This is a genomic window from Rhizobium sp. BK316, assembly GCF_014193695.1.
In the GTDB taxonomy this organism is placed as follows: domain Bacteria; phylum Pseudomonadota; class Alphaproteobacteria; order Rhizobiales; family Rhizobiaceae; genus Rhizobium.
Genome location: NZ_JACHZR010000001.1, coordinates 291115 through 313785, shown reverse-complemented (window position 1 = coordinate 313785; position 22671 = coordinate 291115). Strand labels below are relative to the sequence as shown.

Annotated in this window: 20 protein-coding genes, 1 pseudogene and 1 riboswitch; of the genes and pseudogenes, 15 read left to right on the top strand and 6 right to left on the bottom strand. The window is 61.4% G+C overall.

The annotated features are described in order from the left end of the window. Genes FHT87_RS01340 through FHT87_RS01325 form a run of 4 tightly spaced genes read right to left on the bottom strand, consistent with a single transcriptional unit; the run spans window position 1 to window position 4415 of the window. Window positions 1-1233 carry a 3-methyl-2-oxobutanoate dehydrogenase (2-methylpropanoyl-transferring) subunit alpha gene (locus FHT87_RS01340; protein WP_183733541.1) on the bottom strand — a complete coding sequence of 411 codons (1233 nt, stop codon included), beginning with the start codon at window positions 1231-1233 and terminating at the stop codon, window positions 1-3. Between the two features lie 59 nt (window positions 1234-1292). Further along, window positions 1293-2420 (bottom strand): acyl-CoA dehydrogenase family protein, encoded by a 1128-nt coding sequence (locus tag FHT87_RS01335; RefSeq protein ID WP_183733543.1) that lies wholly within the window; start codon window positions 2418-2420, stop codon window positions 1293-1295. Window positions 2421-2436: 16 nt separating this feature from the next. Further along, a complete protein-coding gene (locus tag FHT87_RS01330; RefSeq protein WP_183733546.1) occupies window positions 2437-3624 on the bottom strand; it encodes an acetyl-CoA C-acyltransferase in 1188 nt (395 codons plus the stop codon). A 23-nt stretch (window positions 3625-3647) separates the two neighbouring features. After that, complete coding sequence (locus FHT87_RS01325; RefSeq protein WP_183733549.1) at window positions 3648-4415, bottom strand: 3-hydroxyacyl-CoA dehydrogenase; 768 nt, start codon at window positions 4413-4415, stop codon at window positions 3648-3650. A 146-nt stretch (window positions 4416-4561) separates the two neighbouring features. Between FHT87_RS01325 and FHT87_RS01320 the strand changes: the two genes are divergently transcribed. Continuing rightward, on the top strand, window positions 4562-5578 hold the full coding sequence (locus FHT87_RS01320; protein WP_183733552.1) for an AraC family transcriptional regulator: 1017 nt from the start codon (window positions 4562-4564) through the stop codon (window positions 5576-5578). On the opposite strand, the pseudogene FHT87_RS31075 reads toward FHT87_RS01320, so the two are convergent. Next, window positions 5570-5988, bottom strand: a pseudogene (locus tag FHT87_RS31075) (hypothetical protein). The gene FHT87_RS01320 and the pseudogene FHT87_RS31075 overlap by 9 nt on opposite strands. Then, window positions 5978-6238: a type II toxin-antitoxin system Phd/YefM family antitoxin gene (locus FHT87_RS01315; RefSeq protein WP_183733555.1), complete on the bottom strand. Its 261-nt coding sequence runs from the start codon at window positions 6236-6238 to the stop codon at window positions 5978-5980. The pseudogene FHT87_RS31075 and the gene FHT87_RS01315 overlap by 11 nt, the downstream one beginning before the upstream one ends. Before the next feature lie 158 nt (window positions 6239-6396). On the opposite strand from FHT87_RS01315, the gene FHT87_RS01310 reads away from it, so the two are divergent. From FHT87_RS01310 to thiD, 14 genes are all read left to right on the top strand, one after another. Beyond that, a complete protein-coding gene (locus FHT87_RS01310) occupies window positions 6397-7542 on the top strand; it encodes an isovaleryl-CoA dehydrogenase (protein WP_183733558.1) in 1146 nt (381 codons plus the stop codon). Beyond that, window positions 7539-9149 carry a carboxyl transferase domain-containing protein gene (locus FHT87_RS01305; protein WP_183733561.1) on the top strand — a complete coding sequence of 537 codons (1611 nt, stop codon included), beginning with the start codon at window positions 7539-7541 and terminating at the stop codon, window positions 9147-9149. The genes FHT87_RS01310 and FHT87_RS01305 overlap by 4 nt, the downstream gene beginning before the upstream one ends. A gap of 9 nt (window positions 9150-9158) precedes the next feature. Further along, entirely contained in the window at window positions 9159-11024 is a 1866-nt protein-coding gene (locus FHT87_RS01300) for a biotin carboxylase N-terminal domain-containing protein (RefSeq protein ID WP_183733564.1), read from the top strand. Next, complete coding sequence (locus tag FHT87_RS01295) at window positions 11024-11476, top strand: MaoC family dehydratase (RefSeq protein WP_183733566.1); 453 nt, start codon at window positions 11024-11026, stop codon at window positions 11474-11476. The genes FHT87_RS01300 and FHT87_RS01295 overlap by 1 nt, the downstream gene beginning before the upstream one ends. Beyond that, window positions 11473-12312: a CoA ester lyase gene (locus FHT87_RS01290; RefSeq protein WP_183733569.1), complete on the top strand. Its 840-nt coding sequence runs from the start codon at window positions 11473-11475 to the stop codon at window positions 12310-12312. The genes FHT87_RS01295 and FHT87_RS01290 overlap by 4 nt, the downstream gene beginning before the upstream one ends. A gap of 465 nt (window positions 12313-12777) precedes the next feature. Next, window positions 12778-14136, top strand: coding sequence for an extracellular solute-binding protein (locus FHT87_RS01285; RefSeq protein ID WP_183733572.1), 1359 nt, complete (start codon window positions 12778-12780; stop codon window positions 14134-14136). A 125-nt stretch (window positions 14137-14261) separates the two neighbouring features. Continuing rightward, the gene (locus tag FHT87_RS01280; RefSeq protein WP_183733574.1) at window positions 14262-15146 is read left to right on the top strand and encodes a sugar ABC transporter permease; all 885 of its coding nucleotides are present in this window, start codon (window positions 14262-14264) and stop codon (window positions 15144-15146) included. Between the two features lie 10 nt (window positions 15147-15156). Continuing rightward, on the top strand, window positions 15157-16071 hold the full coding sequence (locus FHT87_RS01275; RefSeq protein ID WP_183733577.1) for an ABC transporter permease subunit: 915 nt from the start codon (window positions 15157-15159) through the stop codon (window positions 16069-16071). Between the two features lie 13 nt (window positions 16072-16084). Further along, window positions 16085-17194, top strand: coding sequence for a sn-glycerol-3-phosphate ABC transporter ATP-binding protein UgpC (gene ugpC, locus FHT87_RS01270; RefSeq protein ID WP_183733580.1), 1110 nt, complete (start codon window positions 16085-16087; stop codon window positions 17192-17194). 11 nt (window positions 17195-17205) lie between these two features. After that, window positions 17206-18243 carry an endonuclease/exonuclease/phosphatase family protein gene (locus tag FHT87_RS01265; protein WP_183798851.1) on the top strand — a complete coding sequence of 346 codons (1038 nt, stop codon included), beginning with the start codon at window positions 17206-17208 and terminating at the stop codon, window positions 18241-18243. Window positions 18244-18509: 266 nt separating this feature from the next. Further along, the gene (locus FHT87_RS01260) at window positions 18510-20033 is read left to right on the top strand and encodes an aldehyde dehydrogenase (NADP(+)) (RefSeq protein ID WP_183733587.1); all 1524 of its coding nucleotides are present in this window, start codon (window positions 18510-18512) and stop codon (window positions 20031-20033) included. Window positions 20034-20196: 163 nt separating this feature from the next. Next, a riboswitch (TPP riboswitch) is annotated at window positions 20197-20295 on the top strand. Window positions 20296-20346: 51 nt separating this feature from the next. Beyond that, the gene (thiM, locus tag FHT87_RS01255) at window positions 20347-21147 is read left to right on the top strand and encodes a hydroxyethylthiazole kinase (RefSeq protein ID WP_183733590.1); all 801 of its coding nucleotides are present in this window, start codon (window positions 20347-20349) and stop codon (window positions 21145-21147) included. Continuing rightward, the gene (gene thiE, locus FHT87_RS01250) at window positions 21144-21779 is read left to right on the top strand and encodes a thiamine phosphate synthase (RefSeq protein ID WP_183733593.1); all 636 of its coding nucleotides are present in this window, start codon (window positions 21144-21146) and stop codon (window positions 21777-21779) included. The genes thiM and thiE overlap by 4 nt, the downstream gene beginning before the upstream one ends. Continuing rightward, window positions 21776-22588 (top strand): bifunctional hydroxymethylpyrimidine kinase/phosphomethylpyrimidine kinase, encoded by an 813-nt coding sequence (gene thiD, locus FHT87_RS01245; protein WP_183733596.1) that lies wholly within the window; start codon window positions 21776-21778, stop codon window positions 22586-22588. Before thiE ends, thiD begins: the two co-directional genes overlap by 4 nt. Window positions 22589-22671 lie beyond the last annotated feature (83 nt).

Below are 22671 nucleotides of genomic sequence, written 5' to 3'. Positions count from 1 at the left end.
TCAGTACCCCGCCTTCTGCCGCTGACGACGAATGTGCGGCGGCATCTCGGCATAGACCCCCTCGAAGATATCGCGCACCGATGGCTTGCCGCCGTCATGCAGCGTGCCGTGCCCTTCGGCCTGACGTTGGGCCTCGATCACCTCATCCAGAATTTCCGCTTCGGCCTGAGTATGGCGCTCCTCCGACCAGACGCCCCTGACGATCAGGTGTTTCTTCAGCCGCAGGACGGGATCGCCGAGCGGCCAGGCTTCGGATTCCGTCTTCGGGCGATAGGCGCTCGGATCGTCGGACGTCGAATGGGCGCCGACGCGATAGGTGACATATTCGATCAGCGTCGAACCGAGATTGCGGCGTGCCCGCTCCGCCGCCCAGCGGGCGACAGCGTGAACAGCGAGATAGTCGTTGCCATCGACGCGCAGCGCCGGAATGCCGAAACCGAGACCACGGGCAGCAAAGGTGCCGGACCCGCCGCGGGCAATGCCCTGGAAGGTGGAGATCGCCCACTGATTGTTGACGATGTTGAGAATGACCGGTGCCTTGTAGGTAGAGGCGAAGACCAGCGCCGAATGGAAGTCCGATTCCGCCGTCGAACCGTCACCGATCCAGCCGGCTGCTATGCGGCTGTCGTTCTTGATCGCCGAGGCCATGGCCCAGCCGACCGCCTGCACATATTGCGTGGCGAGATTGCCCGAGATCGTGAAGAAGCCGTGTTCCTTGGAGGAATACATGATGGGCAGCTGCCGGCCGCGCAGCGGATCGCTCTCGTTCGAATAGATCTGGTTCATCATCTCGACCATCGGATAGTCGTCAGCGATGAGCAGGCCAGCCTGCCGGTAGGTCGGGAAGTTCATGTCGCCCTTCCGCAGTGCCTTGCGGAAGCCGCAGCTGACGGCCTCTTCGCCGAGATGCTGCATGTAGAAGGAGGTCTTGCCCTGGCGTTGCGCCATCAGCATGCGGGCATCGAAGGCGCGCAGCTTCATCATGTTGCGAAGCCCGGTCAGCAGTTCCTCGTCGGAGAGCGACCCTGCCCAGGGGCCAACGGCCTCGCCGTCGCGATTGAGCACACGGATGATCGAATAGGCAAGGTCGCGGATATCCTCGGATGCGACATCGACCTCCGGTCGGGGCACGGCACCGGCCTTTGCAATCTTGACGTTGGAAAAATCGGGTTGGCCGCCCGGACGGACGGCAGGTTCGGGGACATGCAGGCTCAAACGAGCAGATTCCACCATATGGTCTCCTTCCTCCCTTTATCGGCTCCGCCTCTCTCCTCCAGAAGCAGGCCTCGTTCTTATAAGTTGCGGGCAATCACCATGCGCTGCACGTCGCTTGTTCCCTCGTAGATCTGGCAGATACGGACGTCGCGATAGATGCGCTCCACCGGATAGTCGGCCATATAGCCATAACCGCCATGGATCTGGATCGCATCGGAGCAGACACGTTCGGCCATTTCGGAGGCAAAGAGCTTGGCCATCGAAGCCTCCGACAGACATGGCAATCCGGCCTCCCGGAGCCAGGCAGCATGGAAGACGAGTTGCCGGGCCGCCTCGATGCGCGTTGCCATATCGGCAAGCCGAAAGGCAACCGCTTGATGGTCGGCGATCGGTTTGCCGAAGGCGCTGCGTTCGCGGGCATAATCGCGTGCCGCCTCGAAGGCCGCCTTCGCCATGCCGACGGCCTGCGCCGCAATGCCGATCCGCCCGCCCTCAAGATTGGCAAGTGCGATCCGGTAGCCTTCCCCCTCCTCGCCGAGCCGAAGCTCGGCTGGAATACGCATGCCATTGAAGGCGATCTGGCAGGTATCGGAGGAATGCAGGCCAAGCTTTTCCTCGACCCGTATCACCTCGTAACCTGGCGTATCGGTCGGCACGATGAAGGCAGTGATGCCCTTCTTGCCGGCATCGGGATCGGTGACGGCAAAGACGATGATAACATGTCCGTTCTTGCCCGAAGTGATGAACTGCTTGGCGCCGTCGAGCACGTAGTGATCGCCGTCGCGTCGCGCCCGCGTCTTGAGGTTCGAGGCATCGGAGCCCGCCTGTGCCTCGGTCAGCGCAAAACCGCCAATCCACTCGCCGCTGGCAAGCTTCGGCAGGAAACGTTGGCGCTGCTCCTCATTGCCGAATTTCAGGATGGGCACGCAGCCGACCGAACTGTGCACACTCATGATGGTGGAGCAGGGACCGTCGCCGGCTGCTATTTCCTCGAGTGCCGCGGCATAGGCAATGACACCGGTATCAGATCCGCCATAAGCCTCGGGCACCAGCATGCCGAGAAGCCCGAGCTCACCCATTTCCTTCAGTTCTTCGCGGGGGAAGAGAGATTCCCGGTCGCGTTTTGCCGCTCCGGGCGCCAGGCGTTCCCGAGCGAAATCACGAGCCAGATCGCAGATTTGCTGCTGAAGTTCGGAAAGGATCATCTGTCCTCCCCTTTCCCTAATGCCGCTCGATCGCAACGGCGGTCGCCTCGCCACCGCCGATGCAAAGCGCCGCCATGCCCCGCTTCAGGTCATAACGCTCCAGCGCCGCCAATAACGTCACCAGAATGCGGGCGCCGGAAGCCCCGATCGGATGGCCGAGCGCACAGGCGCCGCCATGCACATTGACCTTGTCATGCGGTAGGTCGAGGTCGCGCATCGCCGCCATGGCAACGACGGCGAATGCCTCGTTGATCTCGAAGAGATCGACCTCGGAAAGCGGCAGGCCAGTGCGGTCAGAGAGTTTCTGCAGGGCGCCGATCGGCGCGGTGGCGAAGAGACTGGGTTCCTGCGAATGCGTGGCGTGACCGAGAATGGTGGCGAGCGGCTTCAGCCCGCGACGATCCGCCTCCGAACGACGCATCAGCACGAGCGCGGCTGCTCCATCAGAGATCGAACTCGAATTGGCGGCCGTGACCGTACCGCCGTCGCGGAACGCCGGCTTCAGGGTCGGGATCTTATCAGGCCTCGCCTTGCCCGGCTGTTCGTCGCGACTTGCCACCTGCTCGCCCTTGCCGGATTTCATCGTCACGGGCACGATTTCTCTGTCAAAATAGCCTTCGGCAATCGCCTTCTGCGCCCGCGTCAGCGAGGTCACCGCATAGGCGTCCTGCGCCTCGCGCGTAAACTGATAGGCTTCGGCGCAATCCTCTGCGAAGCTGCCCATCAAGCGCCCCTTGTCATAAGCATCCTCCAGCCCGTCGAGGAACATATGATCCACGACCCGCCCGTGGCCGAGCCTGTAACCGGCACGGGCACGATCAAGGAGATAGGGCGCATTCGTCATGCTTTCCATACCGCCTGCGATCGCCACTGAAGCGCTGCCGGCAGCGATCAGATCATGCGCCATCATGACCGCCTTCATGCCGGAACCGCACATCTTGTTGACGGTGCTGGCGCCTGTCGCAAAGGGCAGTCCGGCATGGATCGCAGCCTGGCGGGCCGGCGCCTGCCCCTGGCCGGCCGGCAATACACAACCGAAGACCACTTCCTCGACTGCATCGGCCGCAACGCCGCTGCGCTGAAGTGCTGCACGGATTGCCGTCGCGCCAAGCTCAGGGGCCGAGGCATCTCTAAGTTCGCCCTGGAAACTGCCGATCGGTGTACGAGCCACGCCTACGATGACGATGGGATCCTGCAAGGCCATTTGTCCTCCTTCGGGCCAGACGCTCAGCGCGCGCCCATGCGCAATGCCCCATCGAGGCGGATGACCTCGCCGTTCAGCATGCTGTTTTCCAGGATATGGCGCACCAGCGCGGCAAACTCCGCCGGATGCCCGAGACGCGGCGGGAAAGGCACGCTCTTTCCAAGCGCTTCCCGCACCTCCGCCGGCATGCCTGCCATCATCGGTGTTTCGAAAATGCCGGGCGCAATCGACACGGTACGAATGCCGTGACGCGCAAGCTCGCGGGCGATCGGCAGCGTCATTGCCGCAACACCGCCCTTGGAGGCCGCATAGGCAGCCTGACCGATCTGCCCGTCGAAAGCAGCGGCCGAAGCCGTATTGATGATCACGCCGCGCTCACCTTCCGCATCCGGCTCAGCATTCTGGATGGCAGCGGCGGCAAGCCGGATCATGTTGAAGGTGCCGATGAGATTGATGGTAATGGTGCGGGCAAAACTTTCCAGCCGATGCGGGCCGTCACGGCCGATCACCTTTTCGGCGGGCGCCACACCGGCACAATTGATAAGCCCGCGAAGCATGCCGAATGCATCCATTGCAGCGGCGATTACCGCAGCACCATCCTGATCATCGGTCACGTCAGCCCGGACGAAGCGCGCATCCTGCCCGAGCCTGCGGGCGGTCGCCTCGCCTGTATCCACGTTGAGATCGGCGATCGTCACACGCCCACCGGCTTCGATGAGCATGCGTGCTGTTGCTGCTCCGAGCCCGGAGCCGCCGCCGGTGACGATGAAACTTGCGCCGCTGATCTGCACGGATCGTTCCTCCCTGCCCGGCAGATATCTCCTCCAGAGCCCGCCGAAACCCGATTCTATTCCTTCGGCCTATTGCAAGCGATGACGCAACTGCTCCATTATTTCGGCCAGTTTTGCCATTTTCAATTTGTCATGATGGAGCGGCTATGGCTGAAATCGAGCGACGTATGATCGCATCAGGGTTTGTCGAGGAAGCTCTCGACAGCCTGCGCCGGCTTGGCAAACCGGTGGCGCCTCTTCTGGCCAAGCTCGGGCTCCCACCGGTAATCGATCAGCCGGTGTCGGCCGAGACCTATGGCGCGTTGTGGCTGGCTATTGCCGCAGAACTCGACGACGAATTCTTCGGCATGGGCGCCCGGCCGATGCGCAGCGGCAGCTTCACGCTGCTCTGCCATTGTGTGCTGCATGCACCGACTCTCGGCCACGCCTTGCGGCGGGCCTTGCGCTTCCTCGATGTCGTTCTGGACGATCCGCGCGGTACGCTCGTCATCAGTGACGGGCTCGCACAGATCGAACTTCGGGACGCCGGCGAGCCGCGTTCGGCCTTTGCCTATCGCACCTATTGGATCATCCTGCATGGCATTATCTGCTGGCTGGTCGGACGTCGCATCCCGATCCGCCTCGTCGATTTCCGTTGCCCGGAACCAAGCCAGGGCGCTGATTACCGGCTTTTCTTTGGCGCGCCGGTGCGCTTCTCGCAACCGATCAGTCGGCTCGGCTTCGACAGCTCTCTGCTCGATCTGCCGATTTCGCGCAGCGAACAGGCCTTGAAGCAATTCCTGCGGGGCGCTCCAGCCAATATTCTCGTGCGCTATCGCTACGATGCCGGCATCGCCGCCGCTGTCCGCCGCCGCCTCTCCCAGACCTCGCCAGCCGCTTGGTCGAGCTTTCACATACTCGCAGCCGACATGCGCATGCCGTCCTCGACGCTGCGGCACCGCCTGCATGACGAGGGCCAGAGCTATGCCGGCATCAAGGACGACATCCGCCGTGATCTCGCCGTCGACATGTTGATGAACACGTCGAAGACCATCGGCGAGATTGCCGTACAGCTTGGCTACTCCGAACCCAGCGCCTTCTTCCGGGCCTTCCGGAAATGGATGGGCAAGAGTCCCGAGGCATTTCGCAAGGAAGAAACAGGCAATCAGGACCTATCAATCTAGTCGGCTGACGCGGACCGATACACTTCGAGTTTTGACGAACAGGGCAGCAATCTGCATCACAAAGGATTTGCTGAAACGGCCAAGGAACTCCTGATCAGGTTCAAGATACCAGGAGCGCTCAGCAATATCGTAATTATATTCGTCAACGACGATCCAGCTCTGCTGAGGTCATCGAGACCGGCCCGCCGCCGCTCGATATCGGGAATTTCCAATGCGATCCGGCCTGCCTGCGGCGGCTGCGTCGTAATCGCCAGAAGGAGGATGTGTGTGTTTCCATCTGCCGCATTGCGGATCGCGATAACGACACAGACTGGCCGCTGTTTCCGTCCCTCGGTCTCGCCGCGCTCTTGCTGCCATGCCCAAAGATAGGGATAACTTATCACTTCCCCAGGACGAAACTCACGGCCCATCGTCATAACCTTCGCCGCGCGCCAGCTGCTCGATGGCCTCGCCGAATAACTCGACATGTTCATCCGGCATCTTCGAGACAAGATGGACTTGGCGTGGATCGCGACCGGTGCGCATTCGCTCATAGTACTCATAACTCATTAGTACGAAACGAGGCTTATTGTGGCGCGTTAGGATGACCGGTTCGCGGCTCGCAGCATCGGTGACATCGCCAACCTGCTTGTTGAGATCACCCGTCGTGAACTGTCGCATGTAAATAACCTCCTGACTTTATTTCCCTATATTCCATATTTTCCATATTTTCAAGAAATCGACGCTGGTAACGCTCGCTGAAAGACCGGAACTCTCATCATCAAGAGAGCTTTGAACCGGCCGCAACCCGCGCTACATATTTTAGCGGGAGGAGTGCCATGTTTGATTTTTCGCTCGGCGAAACCGCGGACGCGATCCGCGAAACGACGGCACGATTTGCCGCCGACACCATTGCTCCGCTGGCCGCGGAGATCGACGAAAGCAACACATTTCCACGCCAGCTCTGGCCGCAAATGGGCGCGCTTGGCCTGCACGGCATTACCGTGGAGGAGGAGTTCGGCGGTACAGGTCTCGGCTATCTCGAACATGTCGTCGCCATGGAGGAAATCTCGCGTGCGTCGGCCTCAGTTGGCCTGAGCTATGGCGCCCATTCCAATCTCTGTGTCAACCAGATCCGCCGCTGGGCAACGCCTGAGCAGAAGCACCGCTATCTGCCGAAGCTGATTTCCGGCGAGCATGTCGGCTCGCTTGCCATGTCCGAAGCCGGCTCCGGCTCGGATGTCGTCTCCATGCGGCTCAAGGCCGAGCGCAAGGGAGATCGTTACGTCCTCAACGGCACGAAATTCTGGATCACCAATGCGCCGCATGCCGATGTGCTCGTCGTCTATGCCAAGACCGATCCAACGGCCGGGCCGAAAGGCATTTCGGCCTTCATCATCGAAAAAGGCATGCCCGGCTTCAGCGTTTCGAAGAAGCTCTCCAAGCTCGGCATGCGCGGCAGCGACACGGCCGAGCTGGTTTTTCAAGATTGCGAGGTGCCGGCCGAAGCGCTGATGGGCCGGGAAGGCCAGGGCGTGAAAATCCTGATGTCGGGCCTCGACTATGAGCGCGCAGTGCTTGCCGCCGGCCCGCTCGGCATCATGCAGGCCTGTCTCGACGTGGTGCTGCCCTATGTGCGGGAGCGCAAACAGTTCGGCAAGGCGATCGGCGACTTCCAGCTGATGCAAGGCAAGATCGCCGACATGTATGTCGCCCTGAATTCGGCGCGTGCCTATGTCTATTCCGTGGCGCGGGCCTGCGACGCCGGCCGCACGACGCGCTCGGATGCGGCAGCCGCCATTCTCTTTGCCAGCGAGAATGCCGTGAAAGTGTCTCTGGAGGCGATCCAGGCGCTTGGCGGCGCGGGATATACCAGGGAATGGCCAGTCGAGCGCTTCCTGCGCGACGCCAAGCTCTACGATATCGGCGCCGGCACCAACGAGATCCGCCGCTACCTGATCGGCCGGGAGCTCATCGCATCATGACGGTGATTTCCTCTGCCATCGATCGCGACAGCGAAACCTTCAAGGCCAATGCAAGCAAGAACGGAAGCCTGATCGACGAACTCTATGAGCGTTCGGCGAAGACCCGCGAGGGCGGGCCGAAGACGGCGCGCGATCGCCACACCGGCAAGGGCAAGCTCCTGCCGCGCGACCGCATTCAGCTGCTGCTCGACGCCGGTAGCCCGTTTCTGGAAATCGGCACGCTGGCGGCGAACGGCATGTATGGCGACGAGGCGCCGGGGGCCGGCATCATCACCGGCATCGGCCGCGTTTGCGGCCGCGAGGTGATGATCGTTGCCAATGACGCCACGGTGAAAGGCGGCGCCTATTTTCCTCTCACTGTGAAAAAGCATCTGCGGGCGCAAGAGATCGCCATGCAGAACCGCTTGCCCTGCATCTATCTGGTTGACAGTGGCGGCGCCAATCTTCCGCATCAGGCCGAGGTCTTTCCCGACCGCGATCATTTCGGAGCGATCTTCTACAATCAGGCGCAGATGTCGGCCGAAGGCATTCCGCAGATCGCCTGCGTCATGGGGAGCTGCACGGCCGGCGGCGCCTATGTGCCTGCCATGTCCGACGAGACGGTCATCGTGCGCAATCAGGGCACGATCTTTCTTGCCGGTCCGCCTCTGGTGAAGGCTGCGACCGGCGAGATCATTTCCGCCGAAGAACTCGGCGGCGCCGAAACCCATGGCCGCCGCTCCGGCGTCGTCGATCACGTTGCCGAAAACGACGAGCATGCGCTGCTTCTCGTGCGCGATATCGTCGCCAGCCTCAACAGCGTGAAATCAGTCGATATCGACATTCAGGCGCCGCGCCCGCCGAAACTCGATCCGGAAGATCTTGGTGGTATCATCCCAGAGGACGTTCGTTCACCCTATGATGTGCGCGAGGTCATCGGCCGCATCATCGACGGTTCGGAACTGCATGAGTTCAAGCCGCTCTATGGCACGACGCTGGTCTGCGGCTTCGCCCGCATCTGGGGCATGCCGGTCGCCATCATCGCCAACAATGGCGTGCTCTTTTCCGAGAGCGCGCTGAAGGGCGCGCATTTCATCGAGCTCGCCTGCCAGCGCCGCGTGCCGTTGCTGTTCCTGCAAAACATCTCCGGCTTCATGGTCGGCGGCCGTTATGAGGCCGGCGGCATCGCCAAGGACGGGGCGAAGCTGGTCACTGCGGTTGCGACTGCCACCGTACCCAAGGTCACCGTCATCATTGGCGGCAGTTTCGGTGCCGGCAATTACGGCATGTGCGGCCGCGCCTATCGGCCGCGCTTCCTCTTCACTTGGCCGAACAGCCGCATCAGCGTCATGGGCGGCGAACAGGCGGCCTCCGTGCTCGCGACCATCCGCCGTGACGCGATGGAAGCACGCGGCGAAAGCTGGCCCGCGGCAGAAGAGGAAGCCTTCAAGGTGCCGATCCGGGCTGGTTATGAGGCAGAGGGCAATCCCTATTATGCCACCGCCCGCCTGTGGGACGACGGCATCATCGATCCGCGCCAGACACGCGATGTGCTGGGCCTTGCCTTTTCCGCCTGCCTGAATGCGCCGATCCCGAAAGGGTCGCGCTTCGGTCTCTTCCGGATGTGAGGTGGTGCAATGATGGAAAGCCTGCTCATTGCCAATAGGGGCGAGATCGCCCGCCGCATCATCCGCACGGCGAAAACCTTCGGCATCCGCACCATCGCCGTCTATTCCGAAGCGGATGCCGGCCTGCCCTTCGTGAGGGAAGCAGATGAGGCGGTCGCCATCGCTCCGCCGCCGGCGCACGAAAGCTATCTTTCGCAGGAGCGCATTCTGAAGGCTGCCCACAGGACCGGGGCTGCCGCAATCCACCCTGGTTACGGCTTCCTCTCGGAGAATGCCGATTTTGCGGAAGCGGTCGAGAATGCCGGCATCATCTGGATTGGTGCACCACCTTCCGCAATCCGCGCAATGGGTCTCAAGGATGCCGCCAAGCAATTGATGCAGGCAGCCGGCGTGCCGGTCACGCCGGGTTATATGGGAGAGGATCAGAGCGACGAAAGGCTCGCTGCCGAGGCGGATGCGACAGGTTATCCCATACTCGTCAAGGCCGTTGCCGGTGGCGGCGGCAAGGGCATGCGACGGGTGGACCGTCGAGAAGACCTTCCTGAATTGCTCGCCGCCTGCCGCCGCGAGGCAGCCTCCTCCTTCGGCGACGATCGTGTGCTGATCGAGCGCTACATCACCAATCCACGCCATATCGAGGTACAGGTCTTCGCCGACCGCTTCGGCAACTGCGTCCACCTCTTCGAGCGCGACTGCTCCCTGCAGCGCCGGCACCAGAAGGTGATCGAGGAAGCGCCTGCCCCCGGCCTCGACGCCGCCACTCGTTCGGCAATCTGCGAGGCGGCCGTCAAGGCCGCTAAGGCGGTGGATTATGTTGGGGCCGGCACCATCGAATTCATTGCCGATGCCTCGCAGGGCCTGCGTCAGGATCGCATCTGGTTCATGGAGATGAACACCCGGTTGCAGGTTGAACATCCTGTAACCGAGGCCATTACCGGCGAAGACTTGGTATTATGGCAATTGAAGGTCGCCGCAGGTGAGCCGCTGCCGAAGCAGCAAGAAGATATCACGATGAAGGGCTGGGCCTTCGAGGCTCGCCTTTATGCCGAAAACCCTGCCTCCGGCTATCTGCCCTCGATCGGCCGGCTCGATCATTTGCGTTTGCCGGACTACGTCCGGGTCGACAGCGGCGTCGAGGAAGGCAACGAGATCACCGCCTTCTACGATCCGATGATCGCCAAGATCATCGCTCATGGTCCGGACCGTGAAATCGCCCTCTCCAAACTCGCCAAAGCCTGCGAAAATATCGAAGTCTGGCCCGTCAAATCCAATGCCGGACTTCTGGCCCGCGTCGCCGCCGACGCAGATTTCCGTGCGGCAAAGGTCGACACCGGTTTCCTCGATCGTCACGGCGAGACCCTGCTTCCAAAAGAGCCCGACGAGGTGACGATCGATAAGGCCGCTACGGCGCTGGCCGTAAAGGGCGAGACCGATCCCTGGTCTGCGCTTGCCGGCCTACGCATATCGGGCACAAGCGATAACCGCACGCGCGTCCGCGTTGGCGGCCATCTCTATTGGGGCCGTGTCCGGCCCGGCCTCGAAACCAATGCCGTCAGGTTCGGTGAGACCATCGTCCTTTTCGATGCCGGCAATGCCTGGCCGATCGGCCTGCCTGTCGCAAGCGAAGTCGAAGCGCACCAGGGCGCCGGCGATGGTGCGATCCTCTCGCCCATGCCGGGCCTTGTCATCTCGGTCGATGTTGCGGAAGGCGACCATGTCGCCAAGGGCGATCGGCTGCTGACAGTGGAAGCGATGAAGATGGAACATACGCTGCGTGCGCCCTTCGACGGCATCGTCGGCAAATTGCCTGTCTCCGCAGGCGTAAGAGTTTCGGAAAACCAGCTAGTCGCCAGCATCTTGAAGGGAGAGGAGTGATGGCCGGCCGTTATTTCGAGGAATGGACGGTCGGCGATCGCATTGCCCACGAGATCCGCCGCACGGTCACGGAAACCGACAACCTGCTCTTCACGACACTTTCTCATAACCCGCAGCCGCTGCATCTTGATGCCGATTATGCGGCGGGCACGGAATTTGGCCGCATCGTCGTCAATGGCACGTTCACCTTCGCGCTCACTGTCGGCATCTCGGTCGGCGATACGACGCTTGGAACGCTGATCGCCAATCTCGGCTATGACAAGGTGACGATGCCGAAACCGGTCTTCATCGGCGATACGCTGCGGGTGGAAACCGAGGTGATGGAACTGCGCCGCTCCAACTCCCGGCCCGATGCCGGGATCATCACCTTCCGGCATGTCACGCTGAACCAGAAAAACGAGACAGTCTGCCAGTGTCTGCGCACCGCCATGCTGCAGGTGAAACCGTCATGAGGCTGCGCTCGCTGCTCTTCGTGCCCGGCGATCGACCGGAGCGTTTCGACAAAGCGGTCGCCTCGGGTGCCGATGCTGTCATCCTCGATCTCGAAGATTCCGTTTCCATACAGAACAAACCGAAGGCGCGGGACGCCGTGCACGATTTCACCATGCGCCGCGCGGCCGACACGGCTCTTGTCATTCGGATCAATCCCCTCGCCTCGCCTTCCTTCGAGGACGATATTGCTGCACTCAGCGATCTTAACCCCTTCGCGATCATGCTACCGAAGGCGGAAGGTTCGGCATCCGTGCACCAGCTCGCAAGCTGCCTCTCATCCTCCGCTCCCATCCTGCCGATCGCGACTGAAACGCCGGCGGCCATCTTCGAGATCGGCAGCTACCGGGATGTCGCGTCTCATCTTTGCGGACTGACCTGGGGCGCGGAAGATCTGCCTGCCGCGATCGGTGCCGCAACCGCCCGCGAGGTCGATGGGCGTTATACCGCGCCCTACGAGCTCGCCCGTTCCCTCATTCTCTTTGGCGCTCACGCCGCCGCCATTCCTGCCATCGAAACCGTCTACCCCGATTTCCGTGATCTCGACGGCCTCACGGCCTACGCGGCCCGCGCGCGGCGCGACGGTTTCTCGGCCATGATGGCGATCCATCCGAACCAGGTCGAAGCGATCAACCACGCCTTCACGCCGGATGCGGCGGAAATCGCCTGGGCGGAAAAAGTTGTGGCCGCCTTTGCCATCTCACCCGATATCGGCGTTATCCAGATCGACGGGCGCATGCTCGACCTGCCGCATCTGAAACTGGCGAAACGCATTCTGGCGTCGCAAGGCCTTGAATAGCCCGGTTCAGGGACGCCGGAAGCGCCCAATAAACAAGCAAAATAACCGCAATGTCGCAAAATGAATATCACGTGTCGCATTTCGATACCTCAACGCACAGCTGTGCAAAGCTATTTTTGAGGTCGAAATCTTCTGGCGACAGGTTGTTCTTGATTGAGCCTCCGTGAGATTTTCGAAATCAACCTAATAATAAAATCTATTAATAGAATTGAATAGCAGCAGTTGCTTTCGTAAACTCAGCTATATTTCTTATATATATGAAATATAGCCGACACCCACGACGAAGCGCGAGAAATCAATTTATCAGCCACTCACAGACGGTTCAGGAAATTACGACATGAATATTTTGTGACAGAAGCTTTCTACTCTATTCATGTCATAGAAACTTCATTGGTTACCGCAAATTGAACCAGTTAATACGGCGTGCGCTCAAGAGGGGGCGCGTCCTATTTTTCGAGGGTTCTCATGCAAGCCAAGCTTCTCGGCGCCGTAGGCGCCCTTCTCGCTTCAGCCTTCCTTGCTGCTGGTCCTGCCGCCGCCGCCGAAAAGACCAAGATCGACTTCTGGTTCGGTAACTCAGGCGACATCGCAAAGCGCGTTCAGGAACAGTGCGACCGTTTCAACCAGTCCCAGGGCGATTATGAAGTCGTCTGCACCAGCCAGGGTTCCTACGACGCCTCGCTGCAGAACACGATCGCTGCCTTCCGCGCCGGCAAGCAGCCGACCATCGCTCAGGTTTCGGATGCCGGTACGCTCGACATCATGCTTTCGGGCGCTTACTACCCGGCCAACAAGCTCATGAAGGACATGGGCTACAATGTTGACTGGAACGACTACTTCTCCGGTATCGCCGGCTACTACGCAACGTCGAAGGGCGAGATGTATTCGTTCCCCTTCAACTCCTCGACGGCGCTGCTGTACTGGAACAAGGACGCCTTCGCCAAGATCGGCAAGGACCATGCTCCGGCGACCTGGAAGGAAGCAGGCGAAGACTTCAAGGCTCTGAAGGACGCTGGCTACGCTTGCCCGCTCGGCTTCGACATCTCCAACAACGAAGTCTGGCAGTACATTGAGCAGTTCGAAGCCGTCAACGGCGAAGCGATCGCTACGAAGAAGAACGGCTTTGAAGGCCTCGATGCCGAGCTGGTGTTCAACAAGAATCCGCTCCTCGTCAGCTACGTCAAGGATCTGAAGTCCTGGTACGACAACAAGCTCGCCGTCATCAAGAACAAGGCCGTCGGCCAGACCTTCGTTGAAGCCTTCGCTGCTGGCGATTGCCAGGTCATCCTGACCTCCGTTGGCGACCATGGCAACATCGGCCGTACTGCCAAGCAGGGCATGAACTGGGGCGTTTCGATGCTCCCGACCTATGGCGATGCAACCCGTCACAGCTCCTACGTTGGCGGCGCTTCGCTCTGGGTTCTGAAGGGTCATTCGGATGCCGAATACAAGGCTGCTGCTGCTTTCTTCAACTTCATCGCAAAGCCGGAAGAAGCTCTCACCTGGTCGACGGTTACCGGCTATATCCCGGTTCGTAACTCCGGCTTCGAATACCTGAAGAAGCAGGGCTTCTACGACAAGGCACCCTATGCCGGTCGCGAACTTGCCATTCAGAGCCTGACCGCTTCCCCGGCTGGCGACACGGCTGCCAAGGGCATCCGCCTCGGTGGCCTGCTCCAGGTCCGCACCGAAATCGCTAACGGCCTGCAGGCAATCTTCGTCAACAATGCCGATGTCCAGGCTTCGCTCGACTCTGCTGCCGATCGCGGCAACCAGCTCCTGCGTCGCTTCCAGCAGACCTACAAGGGCGTTCAGCTCCCCTGATCGACTGATATGAGCCGCACCCGGCCGCTTTGGCGTGCCGGGTGCGTCTTTGCACGTTCCCCACAGGCTGCGGGAGCGACATCGCCGCCCGCGCCAGAACCAAACCAGGACGAAAACGACCACTCATGGAAAAGCGCGTCACTTTCTCCTCGACGACGATCGGCCTTCTCTTCGCATTTCCGATGCTGCTGCTGATCTTCGTCTTCTTCTACTGGCCAAGCGCGCAGGCGCTGTATTGGGCGTTCACGCTCGAGCAGCCATGGGGCGGCGGCAATGCCTGGGTCGGTTTCGACAATTTCAAACTGCTGCTCAGTGATCCGATCTATTGGGACTCCGTCACCCGCAGCATGATCTTCGGCTTCAGTTCGACTGTTATCGCCATGGGGCTGGCGCTCATCCTGGCGCTTCTGACGGATCGTGAACTGCGCGGCCACAAAATCTACCGGTCGGTCTTCATCTGGCCCTATGCGATTGCCGCTCCCGCCCTCGGCCTTGCCTTCCGCTTCATCCTGGCGCCGGAGGCTGGTCTTCTGTCGGTCATCAACCAGGTCTGGCCCGGGCTCTGGAACCCGGCGCTTGACGGCAAGGATGCCATGATCGCCGTCGTTATCGCCTTTTCCTGGAAATATATCGGCTATAATTTTATTTTCTTCCTTTCGGCACTGCAGGGCATTCCACGCTCGCTTATCGAGGCGGCCGCCATGGACGGCTCGGGGCCGCTGCGCCGGATGCGGGATATCCAATTGCCGCTGCTGACCCCGACCCTGTTCTTCCTGCTCGTCATCAATATCACCGAAAGCTTCCAGGATTCCTTCGGTATCGTCGACGTCATGACCCAGGGCGGTCCGGCGCGCGCTACGGATCTCATGGTCTACAAGATCTATTTCGACGGCTTCAGGGGCCTCGATTATTCGGGTGCCGCAGCCCAATCCATGATCCTGATGGGGCTCGTCATCCTGCTCACCATTTTCCAGTTCCGCTTCATCGAGCGGCGCGTGCACTACAAGTGAGGTCGCAAACATGATCGAACGCACGCCAATATTCAATTTCGTCTGCTACACCCTGCTCGCACTCGGCCTGGTGATCGCACTCCTGCCTTTCCTGATCGTCGTCGTCGCATCGACGCTCGATCTCGAGACCGTCAACCGCGTGCCGCTGCCGCTCACTCCGAGCAGCCATTTCTGGGAGAACGTGCAGACCGCCTGGGTCCGCGCCGATCTCGGCAACAAGCTGTTTCACAGCGTCATCTTCGCTGCCACGGTCGGCGCCGGCAAGGTCTTGCTCTCGGCCATGGCCGCCTTTTCGATCGTCTATTTCCGCTTCCGCGGCCGCTATCTGATCTTCTGGATTATCTTCATCACGCTGATGCTGCCGCTGGAAGTGCGCATCGTGCCGACCTATTCGATCGCTGCCAATGCGCTTCAGCCCTTCCAAACGATCCTCGATGTCACCGGCATCAGCTGGGTGATCGCGCAGGTTACCGGCATCCAGGTCAAGCTCGAATGGGGTCTTCTGAATTCCTATCCGGGTCTCGTGCTGCCGATGGTCGCCACCGCGACCGGTACCTTCCTCTACCGCCAATTCTACCTGACGGTTCCCGATGAGCTTGCCGAAGCATCGAAGATGGACGGCTCAGGTGCGGTCCGCTTTTTCTGGGACGTGCTGTTGCCGCTGTCGCGCCCGAACATGATTGCACTTTTCACCATCATGTTCGTCTGGGCCTGGAACCAGTATCTATGGCCGCTGCTGATCACCACCGATCCGAAGTTCGGCATTGCCGTCACGCAGCTCAAGACACTCATTCCCTCCGAATTCGGCCTGCCCGACTGGAACGTCGCGATGGCCGGAACATTGATCATCATGTCGCCGCCGCTGATCCTCGTCATCCTGATGCAGCGTTGGTTCGTGCGCGGCCTTATCTCCACCGAGAAGTGAAAGGAACAGACCCTTGGCACCGATCTCCATCCGTGGCGTGAAGAAAAGCTATGGCAAGAACGCCGTCGTTCACGGCGTCGATCTCGAAATCCAGTCGGGCGAATTCATCGTCATCCTCGGTCCGTCCGGCTGCGGCAAGTCTACGCTCTTGCGCATGATTGCCGGCCTGGAAGAAATCTCCGGCGGCGAAATCGCCATCGACGGTCGCGTGGTCAACCAGCTCGAGCCGCGCGAACGCGGCTGCGCCATGGTCTTCCAGAACTACGCGCTCTATCCGCACATGAGTGTCGCCGAAAACATCGGCTATGCGCTGAAAGTTTCCGGTGTGCCGAAGGCCGAGCGTGACCGTCGCATCGTCGAAGTCGCCAAGGCACTCAGCCTCGAACCCTTCCTCGAGCGTCGTCCGGCAGCGCTCTCGGGCGGTCAGCGCCAGCGCGTTGCCATGGGCCGCGCCATGATCCGTGAGCCGAAGGTTTTCCTCTTCGACGAGCCGCTCTCCAACCTCGACGCCAAGCTGCGCATCGCCATGCGTGCGGAAATCCGCCGCCTGCATCGCCGCCTCGGCGCTACCTCGATCTTCGTGACCCATGACCAGAACGAGGCCATGACGCTCGCCGACCGTATCATCGTCATGAACTCCGGTTATGTCGAACAGGTTGGCACGCCGGAAGAAGTCTATCACTATCCGGCAAGCCGTTTCGTTGCCGGCTTCGTCGGGACGCCGGCACTGAACCTGCTGGAAGGCCGCGTCAACGAAAACGGTGTCTTCATCTATGATGAAGGCCGTATGGTCGCCCTTCCCACCGAACGCGGCAAACAGCTTGCCGGCCAGCGCGTCGTTCTCGGCGTGCGCGCCGAAGCCGCCCGCCTCGTCTCTCCGGATGCGCCGGGCGCTCTCGTTGCGACCGCCGACTTCATCGAAGAGCTCGGCGCTAGCCGCGTCGTGCATGCTGATTTCGATGGCCTGCCTTTCGCCGTTGCCATGACCGGTTCGGTCTCACTGAAGACGGGCGACCGCATCGGCATCGCGATCGACCAGGATTCGATCCATCTCTATTCGGCCGACACCGGCGCAGTCCTCGTTGCCCCGGCTCGCACGGGCGCTGCCACCGTCGACGCCTGAGCCTGGCAGAGATGACGAGCTTTTCTGATCTCGCCACCGGCGATCGCAATCTCGTTGCGGTCGCCGTGGAGGTGCTTGCCGTTCCCTCGGCCGCCTTTTTCGATGAGGCGCGATCCGCGGACATGACGCAGGCTGAACATGACAGGCTCGCAGCAATCCTGCCGTCGCTTGCGACCATCGAAGTGGCGAAGATCTCCGGCGGCAGCGTTATTGGCAACAGTTTCGTCGTCGCGGCGTGGAATGCCGAGCGGCTGAAGTATCATGCCTCCTCCGTTGAACTCGTGCGCCAGAGCGCCGCCGATATCCTGCTTCTGACCGAGGCCGATCTCGGCACGGCGCGCGCTGGCAATCGTCATACGGTTGCCGATCTCGCTCGTGATCTCGGCATGTCCTATGTTTTCGGCGTGGAATTCGTGGAACTCGGTCTTGGAAATTCCCATGAGCGCGAACGGCATAAGGGGCAGACGAATTCGGTCGGCTTCCATGGCAATGGGCTGCTTTCCCGCCTGCCCTTGCAGGATGCGGCACTGATCCGTCTCGATGACGGCGGCACATGGTGGACGGATGCGAAAGACGGCCAAGGCCGCATCGGCGGACGCATGGCGATTGCCGCGAAGGTCGAAACCGCATTCGGACCGATCCTTGCCGTCAGCGTCCATCTGGAAAGCAAGACCGATGTCGAGGATCGCGCCAAGCAGACGAAGCGGTTGATTGAGGCCGTCGAAAAGCTCGCCGGCGACCTGCCCGTCGTGATCGGCGGCGATTTCAATACCAATATGCTTCCCAGTGGCCCACGCGAGCCGCGAGCACTTGAGCCTCTTTTCGGCCTGCTTGCTGAAGCCGGTTACCATTGGGAAACGGGCAATGATTTCGCGCATACGCGACGCGCCGGCCCGGACGGCGTGCCACAGCCGCCTTTCGCCCGGCTCGACTGGCTGTTCACGCGCGGCCTTGCGGTGAGCGATGCCGTGACCGTTCCGGCTGTCGATGCCGATGGCGCCGCGATCTCGGACCACGAACTGATCAAGGCGCGGTTCTCCGCACCGTGATCAGGCGCTTGCGAAGCGTCTCGAGCCGATTCAGCGCTTCGTCCCTTCACGCCCGCGGCCCTTTGGTCCACTTCTACGTCCTCGCCGCCACGAGCCCTTTGAGCCTCAGGACTTGGCTGATGAGACGACAATGGCAAAGCAGCCGCCCGGGCAACAAGGTTGGTGTCGAGGCTATCTATCTTCCCAGACCATTGGGTAAAGATGTCGTGAAAGTGAGAAAGCGAACGCCTATATAGATGCCGAATCTTTTTGAAAGGAACCCCATTATGACTATCAATGGAAGCCTGCTCGTTGCGGGATCGGAAAAGCGCGGCACGCGCGGCGAGCTTTATGGCGTCGAGGCAGCCACCGGCACGGCTTTGCCCGTTTCGTTCGGTGGCGCCTCCGCAGAAGACGTCGAAGAGGCGACTAAGCTCGCATGGGAGGCCTTCGCCTCCTACCGGGAAACCGACCTGGAAACGCGGGCCGCCTTTCTTGAAACGATTGCCAGTGAGATCGAAGCGATCGGCGATGAGCTGATCGTGCGGGCGATGGCGGAAACTGGACTTCCGCGCGGACGTCTCGAGGGGGAGCGCGCTCGCACGATGGGACAGCTTCGGCTGTTTGCAAGGGAGGTTCGCGAAGGCCGGTTCCAGGAGCTTCGTTTCGACGGCGCGGATCCCTCCCGTAAGCCGGTTCCGAAGCCCGATCTGCGCCTGCGCAACATTCCCCTCGGCCCCGTTGCGGTTTTCGGTGCATCGAACTTCCCGCTCGCCTTCTCGGTGGCCGGCGGCGACACAGCGTCTGCTCTGGCTGCCGGATGCCCTGTTGTCGTCAAGGCCCACTCCGCTCATCCGGGCACGTCGGAACTGGTAGGCCGGGCCGTACAGCGTGCCGTCGCCAAGGCCGGCCTGCATGTTGGCACCTTCGCGCTTCTCTTCGATACCGGCTTCGAAGTTGGACAGAAGCTCGTCGCCGATGCAAGAATTCGGGCAGTTGGCTTCACCGGTTCGCGCCGCGGCGGCACGGCGCTGATGAAGATCGCTTCCGAGCGCAAGCAGCCGATCCCGGTCTATGCCGAAATGAGCAGCATCAACCCGGTCATCTTCTTCCCCAACGCGCTGAAAAGCCGCGCGGCGGAGATTGCAACGACTTTCGTAAACTCGCTTGTCCTCGGTGCCGGACAGTTCTGCACCAATCCCGGCCTCATTCTCGCCGTCGACAGCGAAGGCCTGGACACCTTCATTGCCAAGGCGCGGGAGCTTCTCCCCGATGTCAGCGCCCAGACGATGCTGACAGGCTCCATCGCCAAGGCATTCTGCGATGGCGTTGCCCGGCTGGAGAAGCATCCCGAAGTCCGGCTCGTTGCCAATGGCAAGCCCGGCAGCGAATTCGAAGGCGCGGCCGCTCTCTTCGAGACGACGGCTGCGGCATTCCTCGCGCATCACGAGCTGCAGGACGAGGTCTTCGGTGCGGCCGGCCTTATCGTGCGGTGCCGCGATCTCACAGAACTCGAACGCGTCCTCGATGGCCTCGAAGGGCAGCTGACCGTCGCCCTCCACATCGCCAGCGAAGACGAGCCGGAAGCAAAGCGCCTCGTTCCCAAGCTGGAAATGCTCGCCGGACGCCTGCTCGTGAACGGCTTCGGAACCGGTGTCGAGGTCTCGCCCGCCATGGTGCATGGCGGCCCCTACCCGGCAACCGCCGACGGCAGGTCGACATCGGTCGGGACGCTGGCGATCTACAGGTTCCTGCGGCCAGTTTCCTATCAGGATTTCACCGCAAACCTGCTTCCAGCGCCGCTGCGTTGATTGGATCGGGGCTTGCCAAGCTCAAAACGCGGGGTCTTTTAAGGAGACCATACGAGAAGTTGGCAAGCTCCAACCCAGAACGATGGTGCCGGGAGTGATCCTCCTTCACAGAACCGTTATTTTGCCAGTGACAGCGGCACCATTCTCTGCAAGAAAGAGTGCCGTTGAGAGACAGGGGCGCCCATTCGCAAGAATGGGCTGAGAAGCACCCTTCGAACCTGAACCGGATAATGCCGGCGGAGGGAGTCGCTCGGGTCGCCATCTGCTTCATCGCATGATCGTTCCCGCGCCTGCCCCGCCTGAAAGGGGTACTATGGAGAACAAGACACCCGGAGCACTGTTGACGGCGATGCGGGCGAAGCCACCGCTCGTACAGTGCATCACCAATTATGTCGCCATGAACATCGCCGCCAATGTGGTGCTTGCGGCCGGGGCGTCGCCTGCCATGGTTCACGCCGCCGAGGAGGCCGGAGAATTTGCTGCGATCGCTGGCGCCTTGACCGTCAATATCGGCACGCTCTCCACCCAATGGATCGACGGCATGCAGGCAGCGGCAACGGCTGCGAACGCAGGCGGCAGGCCGTGGGTTCTCGATCCGGTCGCCCATTACGCGACTTCCTTCCGCCGCAAGGCGGTTGCCGATCTGCTGGCGCTTCGCCCGACGATCATTCGCGGCAATGCCTCGGAAATCATCGCACTTGCCGGCGGCGAAAGCCGTGGCCAGGGCGTCGACAGCCGTGACCCCGTTGAGCGGGCCGAGGCTTCTGCCCGGTTGCTCGCTGAACGGTATGGCGCAGTCGTCGCTGTCACCGGGGTCGTTGATTTCGTGACTGACGGCGCACAAGCGCTGCGCATCGAAGGCGGTTCGCCGCTAATGCCGCAGGTCACCGCACTCGGCTGCTCGCTGACCTGCCTCACCGGCGCCTTTGCCGCAACCATTGTCGACGATCCCTTTGCAGGCACAGTTGCGGCACTCGCCACCTTCGCGGTTGCCGGCGAAGAGGCGGCGAAAGATGCAGCCGGCCCGGGCTCCTTCTCCTGGCGCTTCCTCGATGCGCTCGCCGCGCTTGATGGCTCGACACTGGATGCAAGAACCAGGATCAATGCCGCATGAAACGCTTTGACCTCTCCCTCTATCTGGTCCTGGATCCCGATCTTTGCGCCGGTATCGGCATGGCCGAGACGACGCGGCTTGCCGTCGCAGGCGGCGCGACCATGGTGCAGCTTCGCGACAAGCACGGCGGAACGGCAAGAATGGTGGAAACCGGTCTTGTCCTGAAAGAGATACTGAAAGGCACAGGCGCGCTGCTGATTGTCAATGACGATGTGGAAGCGGCCGTTGCAATCGGCGCCGACGGGCTGCATATCGGACAGGACGATACGGGGCCAGCCGCCGCACGTTCGATGATCGGCCCGGACATGATCCTTGGCCTGTCGGTGGAAACCGAAGCTCTGGCAGCGGCAATCGACCCTGGTATCGTCGATTATGCCGGTATCGGACCGGTCTTTGCCACCCAAACCAAGACGGACCACAAGCAGCCGATCGGTTTTGACGGGCTGGCGAGACTGGTGAAGGCTGCACCCGTTCCAACGGTTGCGATCGGCGGCCTGAAAAGCGAGCATGTCGCTTCCGTCTTTGCGGCAGGCGCCGATGGGCTTGCCGTCGTCTCGGCGATCTGCGGCACGCCTGATCCGAAGGCCGCGACGCTTCGCATTGCCGATCAAATCAGAAAGGTGAGCCGATGATCCGCAACGTTTTGTCCATTGCCGGCTCCGACCCCTCAGGCGGCGCTGGCATCCAGGCCGATCTCAAGGCTTTTTCGGCCCGTGGCGTTTATGGCATGGCGGCGCTGACGGCATTGACGGCGCAGAACACGCTGGGTGTGACCGGCGTGCATCTCGTGCCGCCGCATTTCGTCGCCCAGCAGATCAAGGCCGTCTTTGCCGATGTCCGCGTCGATGCCGTCAAGATCGGCATGATCGCCAATGCCGGCATTGCCGAAGCGGTTGCCGAGGCGCTGGCGCCCCATCGTGGCATCCCCATCGTCGTCGACCCCGTCATGATCGCCAAGGGGGGAGCAGCCCTCCTCGACCCGCAGGCTGTCGATGCGCTCACACGGCATCTGCTGCCGCTCGCTACGCTCCTCACCCCTAATCTGCCGGAAGCTGCCGCGCTGCTGCACGAAGAGGTAGCCGAAAACCGTAAGCAGATGGCCTCGCAGGCCGAGCGCCTCCGGGCACTTGGTCCCGCTGTCGTGCTGGTCAAGGGCGGCCATCTCGAGAGCGACGAGAGCCCGGACGTGTTGTCGATCGCTTCCGGTCTTCACTGGTTCGAAGCCAAGCGTGTGCCGACGAAGAATACGCATGGCACAGGCTGCACCCTGTCCAGCGCCCTTGCTGCAGAGCTTGCTAAGGGCGTTTCGCCGCAGATGGCGGTCGCAACCGCCAAGGCTTATCTTGCGCAAGCGGTCGCTGCTGCGGACGAATTGACAGTGGGTTCCGGCCATGGGCCAGTCCATCATTTCCATGCCCTGTGGAAAGACGCCGGGCTCTGAGCCGGATCACATTTCAAAGATTGTCAGACGGCCCGGTCGAACCAGGCCGCGACCATTTCATGCGTATGGTCTGAGAGAGGTTT